The 23,113-nt window shown below is 67.8% G+C and carries 22 protein-coding genes; 10 read left to right on the plus strand and 12 right to left on the minus strand.

Annotation, left to right across the window (positions count from 1 at the left end; all coding sequences use genetic code 11):
• Positions 1 to 8: 8 nt before the first annotated feature.
• The 5 genes from MJ797_RS02300 to MJ797_RS02320 are packed head-to-tail and all read right to left on the minus strand — an operon-like array spanning position 9 to position 4,002.
• Positions 9 to 1,424: an FAD-dependent protein gene (locus tag MJ797_RS02300; RefSeq protein WP_239331357.1), complete on the minus strand. Its 1,416-nt coding sequence runs from the start codon at positions 1,422 to 1,424 to the stop codon at positions 9 to 11.
• Positions 1,421 to 2,134 carry a dTMP kinase gene (tmk, locus tag MJ797_RS02305; RefSeq protein WP_239331359.1) on the minus strand — a complete coding sequence of 238 codons (714 nt, stop codon included), beginning with the start codon at positions 2,132 to 2,134 and terminating at the stop codon, positions 1,421 to 1,423. The genes MJ797_RS02300 and tmk overlap by 4 nt, the downstream gene beginning before the upstream one ends.
• Positions 2,124 to 2,855 (minus strand): 7-carboxy-7-deazaguanine synthase QueE, encoded by a 732-nt coding sequence (locus MJ797_RS02310; protein WP_239331361.1) that lies wholly within the window; start codon positions 2,853 to 2,855, stop codon positions 2,124 to 2,126. The genes tmk and MJ797_RS02310 overlap by 11 nt, the downstream gene beginning before the upstream one ends.
• Positions 2,852 to 3,274, minus strand: coding sequence for a 6-pyruvoyl tetrahydropterin synthase family protein (locus MJ797_RS02315; protein WP_374581239.1), 423 nt, complete (start codon positions 3,272 to 3,274; stop codon positions 2,852 to 2,854). The genes MJ797_RS02310 and MJ797_RS02315 overlap by 4 nt, the downstream gene beginning before the upstream one ends.
• Positions 3,244 to 4,002 (minus strand): hypothetical protein, encoded by a 759-nt coding sequence (locus MJ797_RS02320; RefSeq protein ID WP_239331365.1) that lies wholly within the window; start codon positions 4,000 to 4,002, stop codon positions 3,244 to 3,246. The genes MJ797_RS02315 and MJ797_RS02320 overlap by 31 nt, the downstream gene beginning before the upstream one ends.
• 420 nt (positions 4,003 to 4,422) lie before the next feature.
• Here MJ797_RS02320 and MJ797_RS02325 point away from each other — a divergent pair, with 420 nt between their 5' ends.
• The 4 genes from MJ797_RS02325 (at position 4,423) to MJ797_RS02340 (ending at position 9,160) form a co-directional block, all read left to right on the plus strand.
• Positions 4,423 to 5,790, plus strand: coding sequence for a transcriptional regulator (locus tag MJ797_RS02325; RefSeq protein WP_239331367.1), 1,368 nt, complete (start codon positions 4,423 to 4,425; stop codon positions 5,788 to 5,790).
• The gene (locus MJ797_RS02330) at positions 5,787 to 6,491 is read left to right on the plus strand and encodes an SDR family NAD(P)-dependent oxidoreductase (protein WP_239331369.1); all 705 of its coding nucleotides are present in this window, start codon (positions 5,787 to 5,789) and stop codon (positions 6,489 to 6,491) included. The genes MJ797_RS02325 and MJ797_RS02330 overlap by 4 nt, the downstream gene beginning before the upstream one ends.
• 120 nt (positions 6,492 to 6,611) lie before the next feature.
• Positions 6,612 to 8,420 (plus strand): sensor histidine kinase, encoded by a 1,809-nt coding sequence (locus tag MJ797_RS02335; protein ID WP_239331371.1) that lies wholly within the window; start codon positions 6,612 to 6,614, stop codon positions 8,418 to 8,420.
• 8 nt (positions 8,421 to 8,428) lie between these two features.
• Complete coding sequence (locus MJ797_RS02340) at positions 8,429 to 9,160, plus strand: response regulator transcription factor (RefSeq protein ID WP_374581242.1); 732 nt, start codon at positions 8,429 to 8,431, stop codon at positions 9,158 to 9,160.
• A gap of 81 nt (positions 9,161 to 9,241) precedes the next feature.
• Here MJ797_RS02340 and MJ797_RS02345 read toward each other — a convergent pair whose 3' ends face one another.
• Complete coding sequence (locus MJ797_RS02345) at positions 9,242 to 9,601, minus strand: response regulator transcription factor (protein WP_239331373.1); 360 nt, start codon at positions 9,599 to 9,601, stop codon at positions 9,242 to 9,244.
• 333 nt (positions 9,602 to 9,934) lie between these two features.
• Between MJ797_RS02345 and MJ797_RS02355 the strand changes: the two genes are divergently transcribed.
• Together MJ797_RS02355 and MJ797_RS02360 are read left to right on the plus strand one after the other, a co-directional pair.
• Positions 9,935 to 10,168 carry a hypothetical protein gene (locus MJ797_RS02355; protein ID WP_239308773.1) on the plus strand — a complete coding sequence of 78 codons (234 nt, stop codon included), beginning with the start codon at positions 9,935 to 9,937 and terminating at the stop codon, positions 10,166 to 10,168.
• Positions 10,169 to 10,224: 56 nt separating this feature from the next.
• Positions 10,225 to 10,425: a hypothetical protein gene (locus tag MJ797_RS02360; RefSeq protein WP_239331374.1), complete on the plus strand. Its 201-nt coding sequence runs from the start codon at positions 10,225 to 10,227 to the stop codon at positions 10,423 to 10,425.
• Positions 10,426 to 10,495: 70 nt separating this feature from the next.
• On the opposite strand, the gene MJ797_RS02365 is transcribed toward MJ797_RS02360, so the two are convergent.
• The gene (locus MJ797_RS02365) at positions 10,496 to 11,770 is read right to left on the minus strand and encodes an ABC transporter substrate-binding protein (RefSeq protein ID WP_239331375.1); all 1,275 of its coding nucleotides are present in this window, start codon (positions 11,768 to 11,770) and stop codon (positions 10,496 to 10,498) included.
• A 114-nt stretch (positions 11,771 to 11,884) separates the two neighbouring features.
• On the opposite strand from MJ797_RS02365, the gene MJ797_RS02370 reads away from it, so the two are divergent.
• Positions 11,885 to 12,193, plus strand: coding sequence for a hypothetical protein (locus MJ797_RS02370; RefSeq protein ID WP_239331376.1), 309 nt, complete (start codon positions 11,885 to 11,887; stop codon positions 12,191 to 12,193).
• Between the two features lie 911 nt (positions 12,194 to 13,104).
• On the opposite strand, the gene bldC is transcribed toward MJ797_RS02370, so the two are convergent.
• Together bldC and MJ797_RS02380 are read right to left on the minus strand one after the other, a co-directional pair.
• On the minus strand, positions 13,105 to 13,311 hold the full coding sequence (gene bldC, locus MJ797_RS02375) for a developmental transcriptional regulator BldC (RefSeq protein WP_013871846.1): 207 nt from the start codon (positions 13,309 to 13,311) through the stop codon (positions 13,105 to 13,107).
• A 152-nt stretch (positions 13,312 to 13,463) separates the two neighbouring features.
• The gene (locus tag MJ797_RS02380) at positions 13,464 to 14,300 is read right to left on the minus strand and encodes a hypothetical protein (RefSeq protein ID WP_239331377.1); all 837 of its coding nucleotides are present in this window, start codon (positions 14,298 to 14,300) and stop codon (positions 13,464 to 13,466) included.
• A 405-nt stretch (positions 14,301 to 14,705) separates the two neighbouring features.
• On the opposite strand from MJ797_RS02380, the gene MJ797_RS02385 reads away from it, so the two are divergent.
• From MJ797_RS02385 to MJ797_RS02395, 3 genes are all read left to right on the plus strand, one after another.
• Positions 14,706 to 15,776, plus strand: a complete 1,071-nt coding sequence (locus MJ797_RS02385) for a Glu/Leu/Phe/Val dehydrogenase dimerization domain-containing protein (RefSeq protein ID WP_239331378.1) — start codon at positions 14,706 to 14,708, stop codon at positions 15,774 to 15,776.
• A gap of 188 nt (positions 15,777 to 15,964) precedes the next feature.
• On the plus strand, positions 15,965 to 16,165 hold the full coding sequence (locus MJ797_RS02390) for a DUF3073 domain-containing protein (protein WP_239308768.1): 201 nt from the start codon (positions 15,965 to 15,967) through the stop codon (positions 16,163 to 16,165).
• Between the two features lie 594 nt (positions 16,166 to 16,759).
• Positions 16,760 to 19,207: a bifunctional diguanylate cyclase/phosphodiesterase gene (locus tag MJ797_RS02395; RefSeq protein ID WP_239331379.1), complete on the plus strand. Its 2,448-nt coding sequence runs from the start codon at positions 16,760 to 16,762 to the stop codon at positions 19,205 to 19,207.
• A gap of 61 nt (positions 19,208 to 19,268) precedes the next feature.
• Here MJ797_RS02395 and purM read toward each other — a convergent pair whose 3' ends face one another.
• From purM to MJ797_RS02410, 3 genes are all read right to left on the minus strand, one after another.
• Positions 19,269 to 20,438, minus strand: coding sequence for a phosphoribosylformylglycinamidine cyclo-ligase (gene purM, locus MJ797_RS02400; RefSeq protein ID WP_239331537.1), 1,170 nt, complete (start codon positions 20,436 to 20,438; stop codon positions 19,269 to 19,271).
• Positions 20,439 to 20,497: 59 nt separating this feature from the next.
• Positions 20,498 to 22,180, minus strand: coding sequence for an amidophosphoribosyltransferase (gene purF, locus MJ797_RS02405; RefSeq protein WP_374581285.1), 1,683 nt, complete (start codon positions 22,178 to 22,180; stop codon positions 20,498 to 20,500).
• Positions 22,181 to 22,366: 186 nt separating this feature from the next.
• The gene (locus MJ797_RS02410; RefSeq protein WP_239331383.1) at positions 22,367 to 23,098 is read right to left on the minus strand and encodes a sterol carrier family protein; all 732 of its coding nucleotides are present in this window, start codon (positions 23,096 to 23,098) and stop codon (positions 22,367 to 22,369) included.
• Between the last annotated feature and the right edge of the window lie 15 nt (positions 23,099 to 23,113).

A 23,113-nucleotide genomic window follows, 5' to 3' on the forward strand; every position in this document is an offset into this window, starting at 1 on the left:
CCCCCCTTTCAGACGGCAGCTGGTCGTGGCGGCGCCGCCCGGCGGCGGCCCCGGGCGGCTATGGCGCGCCCGGCGATGATTCCAGTCAAGGCGGCGGCGGACAGGCTGGCGGTGTAGCCGGCGGCGTTTCCGACGACGTACAAGCCGGCAACATCGCTGGACTCCCAGGTGTCCCGGTCTACCGGCACCCGGTAGTTGTAATACTTGATCTCCGGCGCGTAGATCACCGTGTCGACGGCAGCGACCGGGGGAAGGACGGCGGCGAGCGCCGAAATGTAGCCGGCGAACGCCGCGTACAGCGTGGCGGGCAGGAGCTCCTGGAGACGGCCGGGGCGGGTCTTCTGGTTGCTCGGCACCACCCCCGCGGCCGGGGCGGACGGCCCCTCCGGCAGGAACTCGGCGAGGTGCTGGCGGATCGGATAGCCGCCGGCAGCGGCGTTGATACTGGCGGCGAGGGTACGGACGTGGGCCTTCGGATCGGCCGTGACGGTTTCGTCGAGGGTGGCGAGGATCGCCAGGTTGGACAGGCCGCTCGCACGGTCGAGAAACGAATGGCCGTTGACGCCGCGTATGCCCAGTGCCCGGTGGTACTCGTTGACGACGTAGCCGTCGCCGTTGACGCAGAAGCTGCGCACGGCCAAGCCGGACGGGGCGGTGTAGGCGACCTTGAAATCGTAGAAGGCCGAGATGAACGGCTCCAACGCGGCGACGGTCGTCTCCAGGCGAATCCCGATGTCCGCCGGGCCGGTTGCCAGGCCGACACCGACCGTGCGGAGCTGCTGCTCCAGCCACGGTGTGCCGGCGAGGCCGGTGGCGACGCACACGGCGCGGGCGGCGATGGTCCACCGCACCCGGCGCCGCCGGTCGTACACGACGGCCCCGGCCGCACCGTCGTCGTCGATGACCAGCTCGCAGGCTTCAACGCCGGTCAGCAGGGTGACGCCCGCGTTCTGGAGATGGCGGGAATAGCGCTGGCCGAAGGCGCGGATGCCGTCCGATCCGACGTGGAGCAGCGGGTAGCTGTCGAACAGCAGGGGCGCCGTGCCGGCCGGGCCGTCGAGTCCGGTCGGGGTCGGCGCGGGTGGGTAGGTAATGCCGTCGGGAGCGAACCGGCGAATCGTCTCATCGATCAGGCCGAGCAGCGATTCGTCGTCGGGCCGGAAGAGCGTTTGACCGTGGGTGCCGCGGGTCGCCGACAGGGTGATCTTCCCGTCGGAGAAACTACCGGCGCCGCCGTCGCCTTCGAGGACGTCGCACAGCGGGCATTCGCACGACGGCGACTCGGGGCAGACCCGGCCGGTCATGTCCTTTCCCTTGTCCACGATGACGATGTTGTCGATGCCGGCTTGGAGGAGCTGGTCGGCGCAGAACTGCCCAGCGGGTCCGGCGCCGATGATGAGCACCGAGCAGGTGGACGGATTCACGGTACGGCCTCCGTACGGACGGTCGTGGGAAGTCGATGTGCGACGACGGCCAGGGCGTCGCGGAGTACCACCGCCGCCGACGGGTTGGCGTCGAGCCGGACGATGTTCGCGTGCTCGTCGTCCGCGATGCGCGCGAGCGCCGTTTCGTAGCTGTCGGGAAGCCTGCTGGCGACGGTGTCGCGTTCCCACCGGTCGGGACGTTCACCGTCGGAGTAGCGGGCCGCAGCGACACCGGGGTTGACCTGGAGGAACAGGTACAACCCCGGCCTGATCATCATCGTGTTCAGGTACTGGTAAAAGGTGAGATCAATGCCGTCGGCGGCGTGGTAGGCCAGCCCGGACAGGTAGTAGCGGTCGGCCAGCACCACGTCGTGGGTCTGGCACAGGTCCGCCACATGCGTCTGCTGGTCGGCGCGGTCCGCCGCGGACATCAACGCCATGGCGAGCGGGTTGACCGTCGTGACCGTGCTCAAGCGTCGAAATGATGCGCCGAGATGGCCGTCGCTGGGCTCCTTGTGCCGGGCGACCCGCAGCCCCCGGCGGCGAAGCTCCGCCTCCAGTACCGTGACCAGCGTCGTCTTCCCCGCCTTGTCGATGCCTTCAACGGCGACCAGATTCGCGGCTACGCGATGGCGTACCTCCGGCCGGATCTGCAGGTCCGACCCGGTCGCCGCCATGGGGAGCGAGGAGACGGTGTGCTCAGCGGCCACGGGTGTCCTCCCGCAACAGCACGTGCAGCCGGGTGGACAGGTTCCACCCGCGGGCCAGCACCACATCGGCCAGCTCGCGCTGTGCCGCGACGAGCCCGGCGCTGTCGGTGGCCTCGGGCATCACCCACACCGGGGCGAGCGCGAACCTGTCGACGATCGCGGCGACCTCGTCCAGGTCACCCGGTCCGGTGACGACGAACTTGAACGCCGCCTTCCCGCTACCGGCGAGTGTGTGGAGGGCGGCCGAATCGAGTCGGCGGGACTGTCGGCCCCCAGCGTGGGCGAGTTTGGGAGACACGTTGAACGTCGTGACAGCGTCGACCAACTCGAGCGACGGGGTGATGGTGCCGTTCGTCTCCACCTCGACCCGCCGGCCAGCCTGGGCCAGGGCACCGACCAGCGGAACGAGGGTCTGTTGCTGAAGGAGGGGCTCCCCGCCGGTGATGACCACTAGCGGGGTCGGCCGTGCCAGCACCCATTCCGCGATATCGGCTGCGGGAAGCCGTCGGGTCTCCTTCCGCGGGTCGTAGCGGGTCCAGTCCCAGGTGAACCGGCTGTCACACCAGCCGCAGGCCAGGTTGCACTGGGCGAGTCGGATAAACAGCGCCTGCTGCCCGGCACGTGGCCCTTCCCCCTGGAACGTCGGCCCGAACATCTCCACCATCTGCACGCCCCGGGCCTCTTCGGCCGTGGTGGACAGCAGCGACGATGCGACGCTCATGGCAGACTCGCCTCCCACACCGCCCAGCTCGACGGTGTCTCACTGACCCGGACAGCGACAACCCGGCCCGGAATGGTGGGGTCAAGATGGGTCTGGCACCAAGCGGCGAGGTGGCCGGCGAGATTCTCCGCGGTCGGTGCGACGGCAAGCACGTCGTTGAGATGCCGATGATCAAGATGGTCGCCGAGGTAGGACCGCAGCGGCGTCAGGTCACCGAAGTCGGTGACGAAGCCCGGTCCGGTCAACGTGTCGGCGGCCACCACGACCTCGACCGTGTAGGTGTGGCCGTGCAGCCGGGCGCATTTGTGGCCATCCGGAAGGTCAGACAGCTGATGGGAGGCATCAAAGCCGAACTGCTTCCCGATCCGGAAACGCCCGGCAGACGGGTTCACGTCAGCCTCCCAACAGAGGCAGGCCATCGAAAAACGGGCGCGGAGCCTTGGCCCCAGATCGCCGTCTCGACGGTGGAGGCCACCGCGTCGGCGACTTCCTCGGCGGACAGCAGCGAGGTGTCGATTGTCCGCCATCCCTCATTTCCCGCCTCGCTGATCGCGAACGCGGTCTTGCGTTCTGCCGCTATCTGTGGCGGAAGATGCAGGTGGATGACCAGGTCCGGCTGCACAAGCCGAGCGAACAGCGACCTCATACCGGCCGCATCGACAGCGGGACGCAGATACAGCTTCGCGAGAAACTTGTACGCCCACGTATCCACCAGCACCACGTGACCGGTTTCCAACAGCGGTTCCACCGCGCATCTCGCCAGCGCCGAATACCAGGAGAGCTGGAGATAGATCCAGTGCTCGTCACCGAGCTCAAGGTACGGGTCATCCGGCGGATGCCCCCAGATCACCTTGCCCAAGGCCGCCAGGTGCGCCGCGACGTACTCGGACACGAACGGCGGGTTTTTCTTGTCGAACGCCACAACAGGCATGCCGCGGCGCCGTAGGATTCTTCCTGCCTCCCGCGTGGCCGTCGTCTTTCCCGCACCATCGATTCCCTCCAGCGCGACGAAGACGCCACGCGGACTATCCCGCTTCACATCTCGAACTGCTTGCATCACGATCCCCTCGGTGGTAATAACAGCCAGGGCGTGGCTTACCGCACTCCCGTCCGGCACGTCGAGTACCTGGGTTGTCGCCGCCGCCATGACGGCAGGTCTCCGGCGAATAGATCTAGCTCAGCGCTGGGGAGACGCGCTTCGAGCACGGCGGCGACACCTTCCAACGCGATGGCCGCCCGGGTAATCCGACGTAGCCTCGCCATCAGGGCCCACAGCAGCACGCATTGCGCAACCACGGGAATGGCTATCGCCGCAATTACCGGCATGACCGCGCTCCGAATCTCTCCGCCGTCACAGGTTCCCCTGTTGCTTGTCTGTAGCGGATACGGCATCCACCCGATCCGGTCTCCCCAAAGGAGACGTCCGTAAGTATTGGTGGGACCGCGCTACTCCGGCCCGTCGTCCGGCTGTTGTCTCCGGCTCCACCGCGAGCAAAAGAACGCCAACACGCCACGGGACCGCAGGTCAGGATGCTATGGTCGCTTTACCCAGAAAGGCGGAGGTCGCGTGGAGAGTCTGTCCGAGTACCGCGCCGCTCCGGTCTTCGCTCACCCGCTGGCTTATGTGCGCCATGCCCGCGGCTGGTCGCTACAACGGCTCGTCGATGAGATCGCCCACCACTCCCGGCTGCTGGGCACCGGCAACATGGCGAACCGGCGTGAGAAGGCGTGGCGATGGGAGAAGTGGGACGTGACACCCGACCGCGTCACCCAACTGGCCCTCGCCCGTGCCCTGGACGTGCCAGCCGACCACGTCGATGCCCAGCCCTGGCCGCGATGGCTACCCACCGGCGACGCCGTCCGGGTTGATTTCCCCTGGACACCCATGGGTACCGTGCGTGCGTTGACCGACGTCGTGGGAGACGCACTGATGGACCGTCGCGGGTTCCTCAAACTGACCGGCCCGGCCCTCGCAGCCCTCGCCGGGACCTGGCCAACGCTCCTGCCACGGCCAGTTGCTGAACAGGTGATCGGCCGCCGCCTCAGCGACGAGACCCTGACACAGATTGAATCGCGACTCCCCATACTGCGGTCAATGGAAGACCAGCTCGGCGGCGCCACGGTCCGCCGCATCATCGACGCCGAACTTGGCCTCGCCACCGACCTGCTCGACCGGGCCACCTACACCGACATCCAGGGCCGCCGGCTCTCGGCCGCCGCGAGCGAGCTTGCCCGGCTCGCCGGCTGGGCCTCCTGCGACGCGGGCTACCACGCCGCCGCGCAACGCTACTGGGTCGCCGCCCTCCACGCCGCGCACAGCGCCGGCATCCCTGCCCTCGGCGCGAACGTGCTCAAGAACATGACTTTGCAGCTACTCGACTTCGACCAACGCACCGACGCCCTGACCGTCGCCGACGCCGCCCTGTCCGCTGGCAAAGGCAGCACCCCCCGCACCCGCGCCATGCTCGCTGTCCGCAAGGCCCGCGCTCACGCCGCGCTCGGCGACCGCCGGGACTGCACCCGTGCGCTCTCTGACGCGGAAACCCACCTCGGCAAAGGGGAGCGCGACGACGACCCGGCCTGGGTGCGCTACTTCGACCACGCCGAATACTGCGCCCAGGTCGCCATGACCTTCGTCGAGCTCGGCACACCCGTCCCCGCGGATCGGTACTTCGCCGCTGCCCTCGACCCCACCAGCGGCATCTCCCGCGTTCGCGACCGCGCCACCTACCTGATCCGCCACGCAGCCGTCCAGGTCGACCTCGGCGATCTCGACCACGCCCACGCGCTCGCTCATCAGGCACTGCCGCACCTGGAAGAAGCTCCTTCCGCGCGCAACGGCTACCGCATCGGGGAACTGCGGTCCCGGCTCGCGCCCCACCGGGCTGACCCCCGCATCCGTATTCTCGACACCCGGCTGGCCGCTGCCGCGTGACCCCCACCCGCGTCGCGATCGTCACCGGTGCCAACCGCGGCATCGGCTACGAACTTGCCCGCCAACTCGCCGCCGCCGGCACCCTCGTGATCGCCACCGCTCGGACCGAACAACCCGCCTGCGAGACCGCAGCCAAGCTGCGTGCCGAAGGTGCCGATGTCCGCCCCGCAACCCTCGACCTCACCGACCAGGACTCCATCGACGGCCTTGTCGCCGACTCGATCATCCAACACAGCCGGATTGATGTTCTGGTCAACAACGCCGCCATCGCCATCGACGCCCGCATGCCCGCCGCCCAGCCCGACCTCGACACCGCCCACCGCACCATCGAGACCAACCTCATCGGGACCTGGCGGATGTGCGCCGCCGTCATCCCCCATATGCGCGCGGCCGGCTACGGCCGCATTCTCAACCTCACCACCCATATGGCAATTCTGTCCGAGATGAAAGCCGGCAGCCCCGCCTACCGCATCTCCAAGACCGGCATCAACGCACTGACCCGCATCCTCGCCGACGAACTCGCCGGCACCGGCATCCTCATCAACGCCGCGTCGCCGGGTCGTGTCCAGACTCGTATCGGCCCCGCCCACGCCGACCGCAGCCCCGTCGAAGCTGCTTCAGAACTCCTGTGGCTCACCGCGCTCCCTCCCTCCGGCCCCACCGGCGGCGTCTTCTACCAGGGCGCAAGTCTGCCCTGGTAGCGTCCGGGCATGACGCGGTCGCCGCGTGTCCTCGCCCGCGCGCGGGCTGTCGGCTTCTTGACCTGCCGCAGGGCCGTCATCGTCGTTGACGGGCGCACAGTGCACTGAAACGATCACCGTGTGAGCGTCGAGGGGACGGCGAGCACCGTCGTCGGCCGGCCTTCACACGCGCGTGCGGGCAGTCACCACACCGACGGGACGTGGGTGTATGTCCTGGCCGCGTGCGGGGTCGTGCTCGGGGTGGCCGTGCTGATGTTCAAGCTGCGGGACGGCACCCACCCGCTGGCCACCACGGTGGTGGGCTGTGTCGGCGGGATGGAGTTCGTCGGCACGGGGGTACTGGCGCACTATCGCCGGCCCGCCAACCGGGTGGGAAGCCTGATGGTCGCAGTCGGGATCGGGCTGTTCGCCGAGGACATGCAGCTGTCACGCACCAGCTGGGTGTATTCCGCCGGTTTCCTGCTCACCATGGCGTCGAGCGGCTTCGCCGCGCACCTCGTGCTGGCGTTCCCGACAGGCGCCCTGGCGTCCCGGGGCGAACGTGCGCTCGCTGGCGCTGGTTACGCCGTCGTGTTCGGGCTGCCGCTGGTCCGGACGTTGTTCTACGCTCCGCCGGCCCGGTACGGCGTCCGGTCGAACCTGCTGATGGTGACGGACAACCGGGCATGGTCCGACGCGCTGCAACAGGCAGAGGAGGTCACCGGCGCGGCCGTGGCCCTGGCGGTGACGGCCGTGCTCGTACGCCGATGGATGACGGCCGGACCGCCGCTGCGCCGGGTCCTCGCGCCGGTGTTCGTGACCGGCCTGGTCGGCGGCGGTGTGACGGTCCTTGACGGAGTCCTCGATCTGCCACATCCGGTACGGCAGGTGTTGCTGTGGGTGTACATGGCCGTGTTCTGCCTGCTGCCGCTGGGTTTCCTGGCCGGTGTGCTGCGTGTGCGCCTCGGCCGGACCGCGGTCGGGGACCTGCTGGCCGGGCTGACCGAACCGCGGCCGGCCGCCGAGCTGCGCGGGGCGTTGGCGCGGGCGCTGGGCGACCCCTCCCTGCAGGTCGCCTACTGGCATGCGGACGCCGACGAGTTCGTCGACGCGGACGGCGCCGTGGTGGCACTCCCCGGCCCCGACCAAGCGCGCGACGTCAGGCTGGTGGAACGCGACGGGCGCCGGGTCGCGGCCCTGGTCCACGACCCGGCGCTACGGGAAGACCCGCACATCCTGGACGCGGTGACGGCCGCGGCCGGGCTGGCGCTGGACAACCAGCGGCTCGCCGCCGAGGTGCGTGCCCAGCTCGCCGAGGTGCGGGCCTCCCGGCTGCGCATCGTCGCCGCCGCCGACACCGAACGGCGCCGGCTCGAACGGGACCTGCACGACGGGGCGCAGCAACGGCTGGTCGCGGCCACCCTGACGTTACGGCTGCTCCAGCGGCACCTCGACGGGAAGATCGACCCCGACGCCGCCGGGCTGCTGGCCAGCGGCACGGCCGGACTCGACGCCGCCATGGCCGAGCTACGCGAACTGGCCCGCGGCATCCACCCAGCCATCCTCACCGACGCCGGACTGTTACCCGCCGTGGCGGAGCTCGCGGCGCGGGCCCCGGCGCCGGTCGACGTCGACGCCGCGCCCACCGACCTGCCCCGGCTGGACGCGGCGGTCGAGGCGACCGGCTACTTCGTCGTCGCCGAGGCATTGACCAACGCCTTCAAACACGCGGGCGCCGAACAGATCCGCGTGACGATCGAGCACGAAGACGACCAGCTGCGGGTCGGCATCGTCGACAACGGGCTCGGCGGAGCCGACCTCGCCGGCGGAACCGGCCTGCGCGGCCTGCGGGACCGGATCACCGCGCTGAACGGCCAGCTGACAGTACGCAGCGCTCCCGGCGAGGGCACATCGATCACCGCCGTCATTCCCGCGCCCGGCCGGCGATGACAAGCCCGATGGCCGACCCGTCGGCAAACCCCATGACAAGCCTGCCCGCCGTACGAACCGCCGGCGCACCGTCCCGGCCGCCCGGCGCGATTCGGGTGGTGCTGGCCGACGACGCCGTGCTCATCCGGGAGGCGATCGCCGGCCTGCTACGGCGCAGCGGTTTCGAGGTCGTGGCGCAGGTCGGCGATCCGACCAGCCTGGTAGACGCGGTCGCCACGGCCCGCCCCGACCTCGCCGTGGTCGACATCCGCATGCCGCCGGACCACCGCACCGAAGGCCTGGACGCCGCAGTCGCGCTGCGCCGGGACCATCCACAGGTCGGTGTCCTGCTGCTCTCCCAGTATCTGGAGTCCCACCACCTGCCGGCCCTGTTCGGCGGTAGCGCCCGCGGCGTGGGCTACCTGCTCAAAGAACGGGTGACCGGCCCGGTGAGCTTCGTGGAGGCGCTGCGGCGGGTCGCCGCCGGGGGCTGCGCGCTCGACCCGGACGTCGTCGCGCTGATGCTGCGCAACCGGCGGCGGACCGACCCGCTCGCCACCCTGAGCGAACGCGAACGCGAGGTCCTGACATTGATGGCCGAAGGCCGCTCCAACCAAGCCATCAGCGAACGAATGTTCATCACCCACAAGACCGTCGAGGCGCACATCCGTAGCATCTTCACCCGCCTGGACCTGCCACCCGAACCCGACAATCACCGGCGGGTCCTCGCCGTCCTGACCTACCTGCGAGCCCAGCGATGAGCGACATCGGCAACACGGTGAGCTGCTGACCGCGACCGCGGTCAGCAGCCAGGTGCCACGGTCAGCAGCCAGGTGCCACGGTCAGCAGCCGGCGACAATGCGGGTGAAGGACTCCGCCGACAGCCGCGACTTTGTCAGGAAGCCACCCGCTCCGCAGGTATCGACCTGGGGGCCGTAATCCCCCCGCCCACGCACCGAGCACAACACGATCTTGACTGTCCCGTCGAGCCGGACAAGCTCACGGCTGACCGTGAACCCATCGATGTCAGGCAGCCCCACGTCGAGCAACACGACCTGTGGACGTAGCCGCGCCGCCGCCGCCAACGCCTCACCCCCGGTGGCGGCCTCCCCGACGACCCGGTAGCCGCCGCGGGTGACAAGCACCCGCGCGACCGCACGGAAGTCCGCATGATCATCGACGATCAGCACGGTGGACGGCACCAACCGACGATCGCATCCCGCCACCGTCCGCGCATTGGTGCCAGCCCCGAAAGAATGATCACGATCGTGACGTGGCGGTACCAGGCGTAGTCGACAAGGGCGCGTCCGTTCGCCGAGACGTAGAGCGCGAACACACCCGACTGGCAATTCTCGGCCCGGCCCGCCGGGCCGCTGTACCGATGTTGAACGCCTGCCGAGGATTTCCTCTTTTGCAACGAAAGCGGTCTCGGCGAGGACACGTTCTGCGATCTGGCCGCTGGTACAGCACGCTCCCTATGAACCCGCCCAACAGCGGGGATGGAAACGGCGAGAGCACGACATCTGGAGGCCAGCATGAGCAATTGCGAGGTTTGCGGCAATGACTACGAGATGAGCTTCGAGGTACACGTCCAGGGTGCGGTGCACACGTTCGACAGCTTCGAATGCGCGATCCACGCGATGGCACCGATCTGCGATCACTGCGGGGTAAAGATCTCCGGGCATGGCGCCCAGACAGACGGACAGTTCTACTGTTGTGCGCACTGCGCCCGCGCGGCGGGCCGAACCGAGATCCGTGACCACGCTTAATACGATTAATACAAGCGGCCGGCGACCGGCCCGCGCAAGGCGCACCTTGCGCGCTTATGGCGACCGGTCTGCCGGCCGAATCATCCACCGGTCGGAACGTCAACCAACCGACCGTCATCGATCAGCTGGACAAACATCATCCAACGCCCGTTGCCAGCCATCAGCGGAATCGTCATAACTTTGCCGGTGTTTATGCCAAGCCGGTTGGAAAGTATTCCATCGATGAAGTTGCGCCGACCATCAATGATAGTCGGTGACGACCGGCAGAAGTCCGTATCGCCTGGTGGCATCCGAACGTCCAGCGAAACGTTCGGATGCCACCAGGGGCTACTTCGGTCGGCTGTAACGCGCGACATCAGCACTTTCTGTCGGACCGTTCACTATCGTGATGCCCCCGGGCACGTCCGCGGCCCGTCCAACGTAACTCGCCTTCGTCGGCGAGACGCCGAGCTGCGAATAGTCCAACGGTGGGACAAGACCACCGGTCTCGACTCGGGCCATGCTGCTCTTCGCGGCGAGCAGGCCCTCCCGGGTCAGGTCGCCGTTGCTACAAGCCTTCTCCAGGAGCTGATCCATCACCATGGCCTCGGACCAGCCGTCCACCGCGCCGATGGTGGGCGACTGCTGATCGTGGGTGGCGACGAAAGCCTCCCGCAGCTCCCTCGCGTTCGACTCCGAAAAACCGACGGACGGCATCGCCAGATAGAGATTCTTCCGCAACGCGGAGCCAGCAGGCCCCGTCAGCAGACTGGGGACAAAACCCACATTGCTGGCGAGAATCGGGACGTCCAGTCCCAGGAGGCTTGCGGCACTCGCTACCGACGCGGTCTGTGCCGGTGTGCCAGTGAACAGGATCGCGCTGACCTTCCTGGCCGCGAGCTCGGTCACCACCGCGGTCATGTCGGTCCTGTTCGGATCGATCTTCTCCTCGACCAGGCCGAGCTGATGCTGTTTGGCCATGTAGGCCGAACCCAGCAGCGCGCTCCTGCCCAACTCGTTGTCGTGATAAATGTGACCGATCGTGCCGCCAGATTTGATCTTCTGCTGCCCGATCAGATAATCGATCCCATTAATTATTTGTATGTCATAAGTCGCGCCGATAAGCGAATAATACCTGTTGTCCGTGAGAGCTGGCGCCCACGTCTCAGCCATTGTTATAATCTTGTCGGACTCGATCAGCGGCCCGATCTTTACCGCCATAGGCGAACCAAGCAGCTGCTCAATCGCAAGAACCTTTCCTTTCAACTGGCCATAGAGCTCCACCGCACGGCCGGTATCGTATCCATGATCTCGGATGTCGAGCACGACGCTGTATCGGTCGCACACACCGCCGGTGGAGTTCCGCCGGTCCCAGTAAAGTCGCTGCGCATCGGTCAGATCCTTCGCAAGCCCTTTGAATACTCCCGACAGGTCGGTGAGCACACCGAGCGTGATCACATCATCCGAAACGCCGACACCGGTCCTGATCTTACCGCCGGCCTCATGTGTCGCGTCCGTAGCCGCACCATTCGCCACCGCCCCCGTGCCACAAGCAGCCCCGGCGAGCGCGAGCATCCCGGCAACCAGCAGGGATATCGCGTCCCGACGCCCTAGTAAGATCATATTTTTCCCACCAAAAGCCGTGACCTGACAGGCCGCGGGAGCGTACCGGAAAGCCGCCACGACCCGCGTGCGCACCCGACCAGTCGCTCATCGATTCGAGTCGCCGATGCCGTATTGTCCGGTTTTGATACCAAAGACGAAAGATATACATTCAACAAAAAAACCAGGCTCCTGAAAACTGTGAATATAATCGCATGGCGGAATGAGCGTTATTGCTACCACAAGCTCGTCGCGGATCTCAAGCTCGTCCGCCAAAAACAAAATGATCACAACCGTGCTGGCGGCCAGAAAACTCGATCAGTGGGCGGCTCATCCGGGCCGGACCCGACAAGGCAGCGCAGGAATGCGGCGCTGCCTTGGGAACCGGCCGATGACAACAAGCAGGATCCCGCGACGTCGCCGGAACAACGCGGCGAAGCGTGATCGGGTGGTGTCGCGGGGAGCCGCAAAGCGATGGTCGGTGCCCGGGGGATCGCGAAGCGCGCGGTACTATTCTCGGCTGCTCGACCGCTCAAAACCCCATGCGCTCAGCAGTCGCCAATAGTCATCAGGCAACGCCCGTCCGCGTCAACCGCGATCGGCGCGCGCGAAAGAGCCTGTTTTGAATCCTGGGCTCAGACGGCGAGCCGCGGCCAGGTGCTTCCTGGCAAGGCCGAACCGACAGCGGATGAGCCCCATCGGTTCGGCCGGCAACGAAGCCAGCGACCGGCTGGGCGTAGACCGCCTGGACAGAAGATTCAAAACAGGCTCAACGCACGTACGTTTCGTACTGACATGCCGCGGCCTTCGGCATAAAAATCTCCTCGCGACCCCGCGACCCCGCGACCCCGCGTAACGCCGACAACGCGGTTGTGCGGCCCCGGCACGGGGACTCGGAGCGCGGGCACCCGGGGCGCGAGCACTCGGGGCTGCGGCATGCATCTCGCCGCATCCCATCCATAGCCGCGCGATGCACACCCCAGTCCCGCTCTTTGATCCACACCCCTGTTGCCGGGCGCTCCAAGGAGTCCTGATCTCCAAAACGAGAACATGCCCCGCGGGCCCGCGATGGTGTAGATCTTCGACTGGCAGACCGCCTCGCCTTCCAGCCGAAGATCCTAAAGACGCCCGGACGTACCGAAGCGTCCCACCGTCAGCGGCCTTGACACATCAGAGAAACAACTGCCGCCCACGCTTGGGACAACCGCCGTACCGACATCCCCCTTGGATCTAGCCTGATCGCACCTCAAGCAACGGAGGCTCCCAAGCAACTGGCAACCCCCCGTAACCGGAACTTATGGACCATGGCGACAAAAAAAGGAGGACCCGATGCATCCGATCGCACCGGCGTGGAGCTATACCTCGCTTCCCACGGATGGGATTCCCTTGAGGAGCGCGCGGACCTCCGCCTCCCGGTAACGGCGGTGACCGCCAAGGGTGCGTATCGAAGTGAGCTTGCCCGCTTTGGCCCACCGGGTCACGGTCTTCGGGTCAACTCGAAACATGGTTGCCACTTCGGCGGGCGTCAGCAGCGGCTCAGCGTCCGGTGTTCTCGTCGTCATTGTGTTGGCCTCCCGTCACAGAGCGTTGCTCCGTCCCATACAGATCGTGCATCCTTCGGGGGCATTTCGGACATGGCACGTCAGGACCATCTGCTGACTAGTCACACGACGTCCGAAGCGAGCAGCCACGCTCAGTTATCGGTTGCAAGCCGTCAGCTTGCAGACTCCCTTGCTTGAACCGGTCTCCACCGGTTCAAGACTCGCTCATAGGCCGCAACCGCCACATCTGTTCGCCCTCGGCGTAACGCGTCGAGGGCCTCGTCGAGGTCTTCGACCGACGTGTCGTTACGCAGGGCGTCATCGTCGAGCAGATCCACGAGCCCGCCGTAGTCGAGTTCGATCCAGCTGTGCGGATGAAAGTCCTCCAGCCACCCTCTGATCTCAGCCAGACCATCGACGCCCGGCGAGTCCGGAGCGACCCTGCGCAGCACCTCCAACGCCTCCAGCGCCAGTCCGACCCGCCGCCGGGCAAGGCTCATCGACGTCCGGTACGACAGCGACCGGTTGGCGCTGTCGCCGGTGACCAACATGCGCTCCGCCGGAGCGAACAGGACGAACCACGGTGGTGGCACCATCCAGGTGCACGTCTGGACGTAGACCTTGAGATCCGGGCGGCGGGCACGCCAACGATCAAGCTCGATCTCGGCGGGGTCCGCGAGCCGCCGCGGGATGAAGGCCTCCGCCACCCGATCCGGCAAGCCACCGCGGAACTCCATCGCCGCCTGCCACACCCGCAGCTGGGTGTACCAGGGACAGACGAACATCAGGCCGTCGGCCATCTGGATGAAGGCGGACTCGTCCGCGACGTCCAACGACGGCCGGATCGTAGCGACCAGGGCGATAACCCGCTCCTGGCGAGCACCGGCACGGCGGCTGGGAAGCCGGCCCTTGGCCGCGTAGCGCTCCCAACGAAGTCGCTCAGCCGGCGGAAATGCCGCCAGCGGTTCGTACACCCGCAGATAAGCCGCTGGACTGACCACGGGAGCCACAGACAGATCCTGGCACGCCACGGCCTCAGCGGGGCACCGCAGGGCGCAGCGGAGCCCGCCGCCGGCGCACGGCCGACCGCCCGTCGACCTTTTGCTCTCGTGTCCGGGCATGGCTGGATAGGTTGCGGACACGAGCCACGCCCCTTAGAGCGCCCGAGGATAGGGCGTTCGATCAGCGAGCGGCTCATCCGTGCCCGGTCCGGCAAGGCGGAGGAGGAAGGCGCCCTGGTGCTGGGCGCCGACCGACGACAACGCGGCCGGGCGGGATGCGGGGAGCCGCGAGCCGGACAGTCCTATCCTCGGGCGCTCTTAGTGGTCGGCGCCGGCAGCCCCCGAAGGACTCCCAGCGCCGACCACTTATGTGCGCTTGCCAGCCAACCTTCTCCGACGAAGGGAGCCCCACCGGTGCGGTCCGTCTTCACCGCCGGCTCACAGCATGAACAGGTGACGTTCTGCGTGGACCCCGCCAGCGGGCTGCGTGCGATCATCGCGATCTATTCCACGGCCCTCGGCCCGGCTCTCGGCGGGACCAGGTTCCATCCCTACGCCGACGAGGACGCGGCCCTGCTTGACGCCCTCGCCCTGTCCAGGGCCATGGCCTACAAGGCCGCCTGCGCCGGCCTCGACCTCGGCGGCGGCAAAGCAGTGATCATCGGTGACCCGCGCCGAGACAAGTCGGAGCGGCTGCTGCGCGCGTACGGGCGCTTCGTCAGTTCGCTCGGGGGTCGCTATATCACCGCTTGTGACGTCGGCACCTACGTCGAGGACATGGATGTCATCGCCCGTGAGTCCCGCTGGGTCACCGGCCGGTCGCCGCTGCACGGCGGCTCCGGCGACTCCGGCATCCTGACCGCCTACGGCGTGTTCGAAGGGATGCGTGCGTGCGCCGAGCACGTGTGGGGCACGCCTTCGCTCGCCGGCCGCCGGGTCGCCGTCGCCGGGCTCGGGAAGGTCGGCCGGCGCCTGGTACGCCGGCTGCTCTCCGACGGCGCCGCGGTGGTCGCCGCGGACGTCAGCCAGGCCGCCCTTGATCGCGTCCGCGCGGAGCATCCCGAGGTCGAGCTCCGGGCCGATCCCGATGCGCTGGTCAGCGCCGACGTCGACGTGTACTCGCCCTGCGCGCTGGGCGGGGCACTCACCGCGGAGGTGGTGGGCGCCCTGCGTGCGCGCGTCGTGTGTGGCGGAGCTAACAACCAGCTCGCCGAAGCCGGAGTGGATCAGCTACTGGCCGCCGCGGGCGTGCTCTACGCGCCCGACTTCGTGGTCAACGCGGGCGGCCTCATCCAGGCCGCGGACGAGTTCGAGGGTTACTCGCACGAACGGGCACAGGCCAGGGTCAGCCGTATCTTCGCCTCGACGCTGGACGTTCTCGCCCACGCCGAGCAGACCGCGGTCACCTCCACCGTCGCCGCCACCCAGCTCGCCGAACGCCGGATGGCCGAGATCGGACAACTACGCACGATCCTCGTACCATGACTCCAGGCAAGCAATTTCAGATTTCGACCTGTGACACACATCACATGCCGCTCATCGCAATCGCCTCGCGGCCTGAGAACTGTCGGGTTGGCGTGCCCAGGAGCCCGCGATCCCTGTAGTCTCGGGAGGCACGAGATAATGAGAGCACCGGGGCGGGTCCCCGTCGTCATGTTCGAGGGGGTCGAGCCATGGGGCGCGGCCGAGCAAAGGCCAAGCAGACGAAAGTCGCCCGCGAGCTCAAGTACAACTCGCCCAACATGGATCTGGATCGGCTGAAAGCCGACCTAGGTGCCGGTAGCGCGCGAGAAGACATCGCGGACGATCCGTACTCGGATGATTCCTACGAGTACGACTACGCCGACGAGGACGAGGACACCGGTCGGCGGTAAGTAACACCAGCATGGTTGCGGGTCTCCGGATCCCGGGCTCCCATGTGACCAAGGGCGACGCGATAGTGATCATTGTCGCGTCGCCGACGGCCACAAGGAGCCCATGCGGCATGGCCTACCAGGTCGAAAAACGGCCGCGTGGGCCTTGCGTGCCCGCGTTCACGGGATCCGGCGCCGCATCCATGCATGATCCTTGGCGCATGCCATCAGACCATGGTGTCCGGGCGCGGCTGGCCTCGGCGGACAGCCGCCAGAAGCCGGTGACCCGTGCGCCGCATTCGGCAATGGCTCCGGTGTGACCTGTGCCCTGATGGACGACACTTCTGTCAACCATTCCGGTCCGTACGGACTCGACCGACACACGTGGCAAACTGACGGAGTCGGATCCCCGCCGACGGCTGAAGATCATCCAGCAACTGAAGGACGCACGATCATGGTTCTTTTCAGGCGTCCGGAAGCTTTGCGGAACTCCGGCTGGCGGGCCGCACCGACCGTTCCGACCAAGTGGATCTTGGACTGAACGTATGAGCCTACAAGAAGGCTGCTTGTGGGCATCGGCGCGTTGCCCACAAGGTCGAGACGGGGGCCGGCTACATGTCCACCAAGCCGCCAACCGGGCAGCGGCCGACGGCCTCCCCTTCTGATGCTACCCAAGGTAGCGCCGCGCTCTTCCCTTCTCGCACGCTCACGACGCTACGCGGCGCGTTCTCTCTCACATCCCTGCTGGTCGCGGTGGGTGGGGGAATCCTGGCCGCATGGGACGACAGGCCCCGCTGGGACGCGTTCACCCTGATACCGGGCGCGTGGGTTATCGTGCTCGCCGTCACGGGAATGCTGGCACCGCGTCTCGTCGTTCGGCGCGGACCTCGCCAGACGTTGTTACGCAGCGCCATCGTGACCACGGGCACCATCCTCGCCATCCTGACGGCGGCCGTGTTCATGGGCAGCCGCAGCCCGCTGGTGATGTTCCCCGCCCCACGGGCGTTCGCGGCGGCGGCTGTCGCCACGGCGCTCTACACGGTCTCGATGTGGATCCAGACCGCCGCCACCGCCCGTTGGTCAGCTCGAGCGCCCACCGAGTACCTCCGCCACGTCCCATGGCTCGGCGCGGCAGGCATGACCGCCGCTTTCGGCCTACTGGTGGTCACGACCACGTATTGGAAAGCGATCACGTTGTGCGCGGTTCCGCTCGCGGCGGCCGGTCTCACCATCGCCTATCAGTTCAAACTGCGGTCACTGGCGGAGAGCAACCGCTGGAAAGAGATCAATTTCGTGTCCCGGGAACTCGCGGACGGGGACGAACCGGCCATCGTCGGAATCGCCCGGCGCCGGGCCGCGACGCTGTTCCAGGCGGACGACACCGCGCTGCTGCTCTGGCCCACCCCATCGGCGCCCCTGGACGCCCCCAGCGAGATGACCGACCTGCCTCCGGCTCCGGAAAGCGCACCGGTTGCGAGCCATGAGCCGGCGCCGCCCCGATACCGCCCGCGAGCGGTACGCCAGGTCCAGGAGATTGCCGCCCCGCTGATGGCGGGCAAGCTGTGGATCGGTGTTCTCACGTTGTCCTTCCGCCAACCGGTGGCCTGGCACGAACGCGAAGATCAAATACTTGTCGCGTTCACCCACACCGTCTCCCACGCTCTCGCCCACACCCGGCTCAATGCCCACGCGCGCCGACAGGCACAGGAACAGGCGCACGACGCCAACCACGACTGGCTGACCGGACTCGGCAACCGGCGTCTGTTAATGGCAAGAACCACCGCTGAACTCGAACGACAATCCGTGACCGGCGGCTGCGTCGGCCTTATCATGATCGACCTCGATCGCTTCAAGATCATAAATGACACCCTTGGGCACAGCGCAGGTGACCGCGTCCTGCAAGCCATCGCCGAACGGCTGCGCCGGGGCAGCCGGGACAGCGATGTGGTCACGCGGCTCGGTGGGGACGAGTTCGCGGTTCTCATCACCGGCGTCGAAAGTCCGGCACAGGTCGAGACGGTCGCGGCGGAACTCGCCGATGTGCTGTGCCGCGACGTCGTCCTGGACGACATACCGCTGGCCGTGGAGGCGTCGCTCGGCGTCGCCTGCTGCCCGGACGACGGCACGACCAGCGAAGAGCTGTTACAACACGCCGACATAGCCATGTACCAGGCGAAATGCTCCCACCCTCGATGGCGGAGATTCACAGCCGACAGCCACGATGCCTCACTCGAACGCCTCGCGCTCGTGGCGGAGCTGAAATCCGCGATCAGCGAAAACGAGCTCGTGCTCAACTACCAGCCCCAGATCAAGCTGCAAACCGGTCAGATCAGTGGTGTCGAGGCACTCGTCCGTTGGGACCACCCCGAGCGGGGGATGCTCTCCCCCGAGAGGTTCGTTCCCGCGGTCGAACAGTCCGGGCTGGTACAGGACTTCACCAGGGTGATCCTGGAGCAGGCTCTGATCGCCTGCGCCGGCTGGCGCGCCAGCGGCTTCGACATCACGGTGTCGGTCAACCTCTCCGCCCGCAATCTCCTGAACACCGACCTTCCCGGCGAAGTGGCAAAACTGCTGGTGAAGTACAGCGTGCCGGCCTCTTCGCTCACACTGGAAATCACCGAAACCGCGATGATGGCGGACAAGACGACAGCCCATCGGCTTCTTGGCGGCCTCCGGGAGATCGGTGTCCGGATCGCTGTTGACGACTTCGGTACCGGCTTCTCCTCCCTGACCCTGTTGCAGGAACGGGTGCTCGACGAGGTCAAGATCGACCAGACCTTCGTCCGAAAACTACTGGTCGAGCAAGGCGACGCGGCGATCGTCGCAGCCACCATCCACCTGGCGCACACCCACAACCTGCGGGTGGTCGCGGAAGGGGTGGAGACTGCCGAGCTGATGGAAGCGCTGACGGCATTGCACTGCGACTTCGCCCAGGGGCTGCACATCGGCGCGGCCATGCCGCTGGCCGAGCTGACCAACCGGCTGCGGGAGGCCGCTTCCACCCCGCGGCTGGCCGTGGGCACGAACGCTCGGATCCTGCCGCTGCACCGCCGACGCCCGTAGGGCGTGTCCGATTTTAGATCATCGCCCGCATCGGCCACCATCCATCAGGTACGCCCCGGGGTCAGCGAGGATGCTCCCCGAACAGCTTCGCCTGACCGCCAGGACCGCCGCCGGTGCCGCTGCCGCTGCCGGTGCCCTCGGTCAGATCGTTCACAGCACCGTCGGCATCGCCACGAACGACCTCGCCGAGGATCCATGCGGGTATCCCGCGCGCGGCGAGCAGATCGAGAGCGGCCGAGGCGTCACTATCAGCCAGGACCGCGACCATCCCCACACCGAGGTTGAACGTCCGTTCCATCTCGGCCGCCGTAATACCGCCACGCTCGGCGACCAGAACGAACAGGGGCGGCGGTGCCCAGGTGGAACGATCCAGGCGGGCGGTCATCTCGGCGGGAATCACCCGGGCCAGATTGGCCGCGAGCCCACCACCGGTGACGTGCGCGAAGGCATGGACGTCCAGCGCCGCGGCCAGCGCCAGGCAGTCACGGGCGTAGATCCGCGTAGGGGTGAGCAGAGCCTCGCCAAGAGTAACACCCAGGCTGTCCTCATAGCGCTCCAGAACGGCCCGGCCCTCGGCCGACACCCCGCCCGCGCCATCGGGATCGACCGGGCCGAGCAGCACATGACGGACCAGGGAGTAGCCATTGGAATGCAGACCCGACGAGGCCATCGCCACCACCGCGTCCCCGGCGCGCACCCGCTGCGGGCCGAGCAGCGCATCCGCCTCCACCACGCCGACACCGGTGGCAGCGAGATCGTAATCGTCCGCGCCCATCAGGCCGGGATGCTCAGCGGTCTCCCCGCCGACGAGTGCGGCGCCAGCCTGCTGGCAGCCGAGCGCGATCCCGGCGACGATCGCGGCGATCCGCTCCGGGACGACGGCACCGCAGGCGATGTAGTCGAGCAGGAACAGCGGTTCAGCGCCACAGACCACCAGGTCGTCCACGACCATCGCGACCAGGTCGACACCGACGGTGTCATGCCGGCCGACGGCCCGCGCAACAGCGATCTTCGTACCGACGCCGTCGGTCGACGAAGCGAGCAGGGGACGCCGGTAACGGGTGACGTCGAGCGCGAACAGCCCGGCGAAACCCCCGAGCGATCCGACCACCTCCGGGCGGGTGGCCCGCGCGACGTGCCCGCGCATGAGGGCGACCGCCCGGTCCCCGGCGTCGATGTCCACGCCCGCGTCCAGATAGGACACGTTCGTCACAGGCCGGCCAGGTGGCACGTCCGGGGCACTCGGGCCGGCCCGACCGACCGAGCTGCCCGAACCGGGCGGCGGCGCGCTCACCGTTGCCGCGTCGCCGGGCCGGCGCTGTCGACGGGCGTCCCCGCCCGCAGGGCGTCCATCAGCACCCCGCTGTCCAGCGGAGGATCGCATGCATGGTCCGCGCGGGAGCCGGCGGGCGGCCCGGCGACCGGCGGCACGTCGTCGGCCTCCTCCAGCAGATACTTGCCGAGATGGTCGGCGTGCGGCAGCGCAACCGGGTAGACCCCGTCGAAACAGGCGCGGCACAGCCGCTGTGCCGGCTGGCGGGACGCCGCGACCAGGCCGTCAAGTGACACGTAGGCCAGGGAATCAGCCCCCAGCGACTCCCGGATCTCATCGATGCCGGCACTGTTCGCGATCAGCTCGGAACGGGTGGCGAAATCGATGCCGTAGAAACACGGCCAGCGCACCGGCGGCGAGGAGATCCGCACATGTACCTCGATGGCGCCGGCCTCGCGCAGCATCCGCACCAGGGCTCGCTGGGTGTTACCACGCACGATCGAGTCGTCGACGACGACAAGCCGACGGCCGTCGATGACGTCCCGCAGCGGATTGAGTTTCAGCCGGATCCCGCGCTGACGGATCGTCTGCGACGGCTGGATGAACGTCCGTCCCACATAGGAGTTCTTCACCAGCCCATCGCCGTACGGAATGTGGCTGGCCTCGGCAAAGCCGACCGCCGCGGGTACGCCCGACTGCGGCACCCCGATCACGAGATCGGCCTCGGCCGGCGCCTCGCGAGCGAGCGTCCGGCCGACCTCGACCCGGGTCGCGTGCACCGAACGGCCCGCGATCGTGGTGTCCGGACGCGCGAGGTAGACGTACTCGAACAGGCAACCGTGCGGTGTCGCCGGTGCATACCTGCGGGAGCGCGGCCCGCTCGCGTCGATAACGATCAACTCACCGGGCTCGACCTCACGGACGAAACCGGCGCCGACGATGTCGAGGGCGGCCGTCTCACTCGCCACGACCCAGCCGGTGTCCGCTCCGTCCCCGCCGAACCGGCCCAGGACCAGCGGATGCACACCATGGGTGTCCCGGGCCGCGTACAGGGTCGACGTGTCGCAGAACACCAGCGAGAATGCTCCGGCCAGCCGGGGCAGCACGTCCATGGCCGCCTCTTCCAGCGTCGGGCCGGGATGCGCGGCCAGCATCGCGGTGATCAGATCGGAGTCCGTCGTCGCCCGGATCCTGCCCTTGACCGGGTCGACAAGGTCCGCGGCCAGCTTGACGGTGTTGGTGAGGTTACCGTTGTGGCCCAGCGCCACCTCCCCCCCGGTCCGTGACGACCGGTAGGACGGCTGGGCGTTCTCCCAGGTGGACGACCCGGTCGTCGAATAACGGGTGTGCCCCACGGCAAGATGGCCCGACAGGCTGGCCAACGTCATCTCGTCGAAAACCTGGGCGACCAGGCCCAGCTCCTTGAAAATGAGGACTCTGCGGCCGTCGGCGACGGCCATACCCGCCGCTTCCTGCCCCCGATGCTGCAACGCATACAGCCCGTAGTAGGTGAGGTTCGCGACGTCTTCCTCCGGCGCCCACACGCCGAACACCCCGCAGGCGTCCCGCGGGCCCGGATCGTCGGCGTACTCACGAACCAGGTCTTCGCCACCATGGTGTCGAAGATCGGCGAACTGTCTGTCGCCGCGGGGGGCATCCGCTGCATCGGGGGAGATCGCAGGCCGGGCGGAGATGGACATCGAACAGTCGCCGACGTCGGGCAACACGGCTCCTCTGGACGTCGTTTGTCTGGTCCGCGGTCCACGCTAGCAGCGTCAGCCCGCCCGGCACCCGTCGATCTCCAACTCATGCGGGACGCCACGAACGGACCCGCTCCGGGCAGCCCCATCAAGCGCCTGGGGCATGCCCATGACAGAAACGGCCGGTCAGCCGATCTGCCGTACCGAGCCGGGTAGCAACGGGAGGAACGGCAACGGGAGGAACGGACGCAGATCCGCGCGGGAGCCGCTGGCCCGCACACGGCCGTCCGCCACCGCATCCACCCAGCTCAGGCGGCCCACGACGACGTCGACGAAGGTGACCGGATCGGTTTCGACCACGTTCGGCGGAGTGCCCCGGGTGTGTCGTGGGCCCTCGATTACCTGTATCGCCGCGAACGGCGGCACCCGTACCTCCACGCAACGCCCTGGAGCGCGCGCGGCGAGCAACCCGGTGATCGTCCGCACGGCGATGCGCAGCGCGTCCCGGGCCGGATCGACCCCCAGATCAAGACCGTGGACGACACCGTCCAGCGCCAGGGTGACCAGAAAGTCCCCCAACCGCGTCCCACCCGCCGCGGTCATGACCGGACGCGCCAGGTCAACACCGTCGAGCTCGGCCACGGCCGCGGCGACGCAACCGTGCAACCGCAGCCGCAACGGGTCGGCAGCTGGCAACCGGTCCGTGTCCGGAGGGGACGTGCCCGCAATCGCCGCGGCAAGCGCGGCCGCCGCCCCGAGGACATGAACGGCATGGTCCGCGATGCTCCAGCCGGGCAGTCTGCCCGGCCGTGCCAGCTCCTCATCGGCCAGCGCGTCCACTCTCTGGGCGATCCGCTCCCACTGGCCGGCGACCGCCGGCACCAGCTTCGGATCATCACGACGAGCCGCGGACGCCACGTTCCCGATTATCGG

Origin of the sequence: Protofrankia sp. CiP3 (genome assembly GCF_917627345.1) — a bacterium.
Lineage (GTDB): Bacteria > Actinomycetota > Actinomycetes > Frankiales > Frankiaceae > Protofrankia.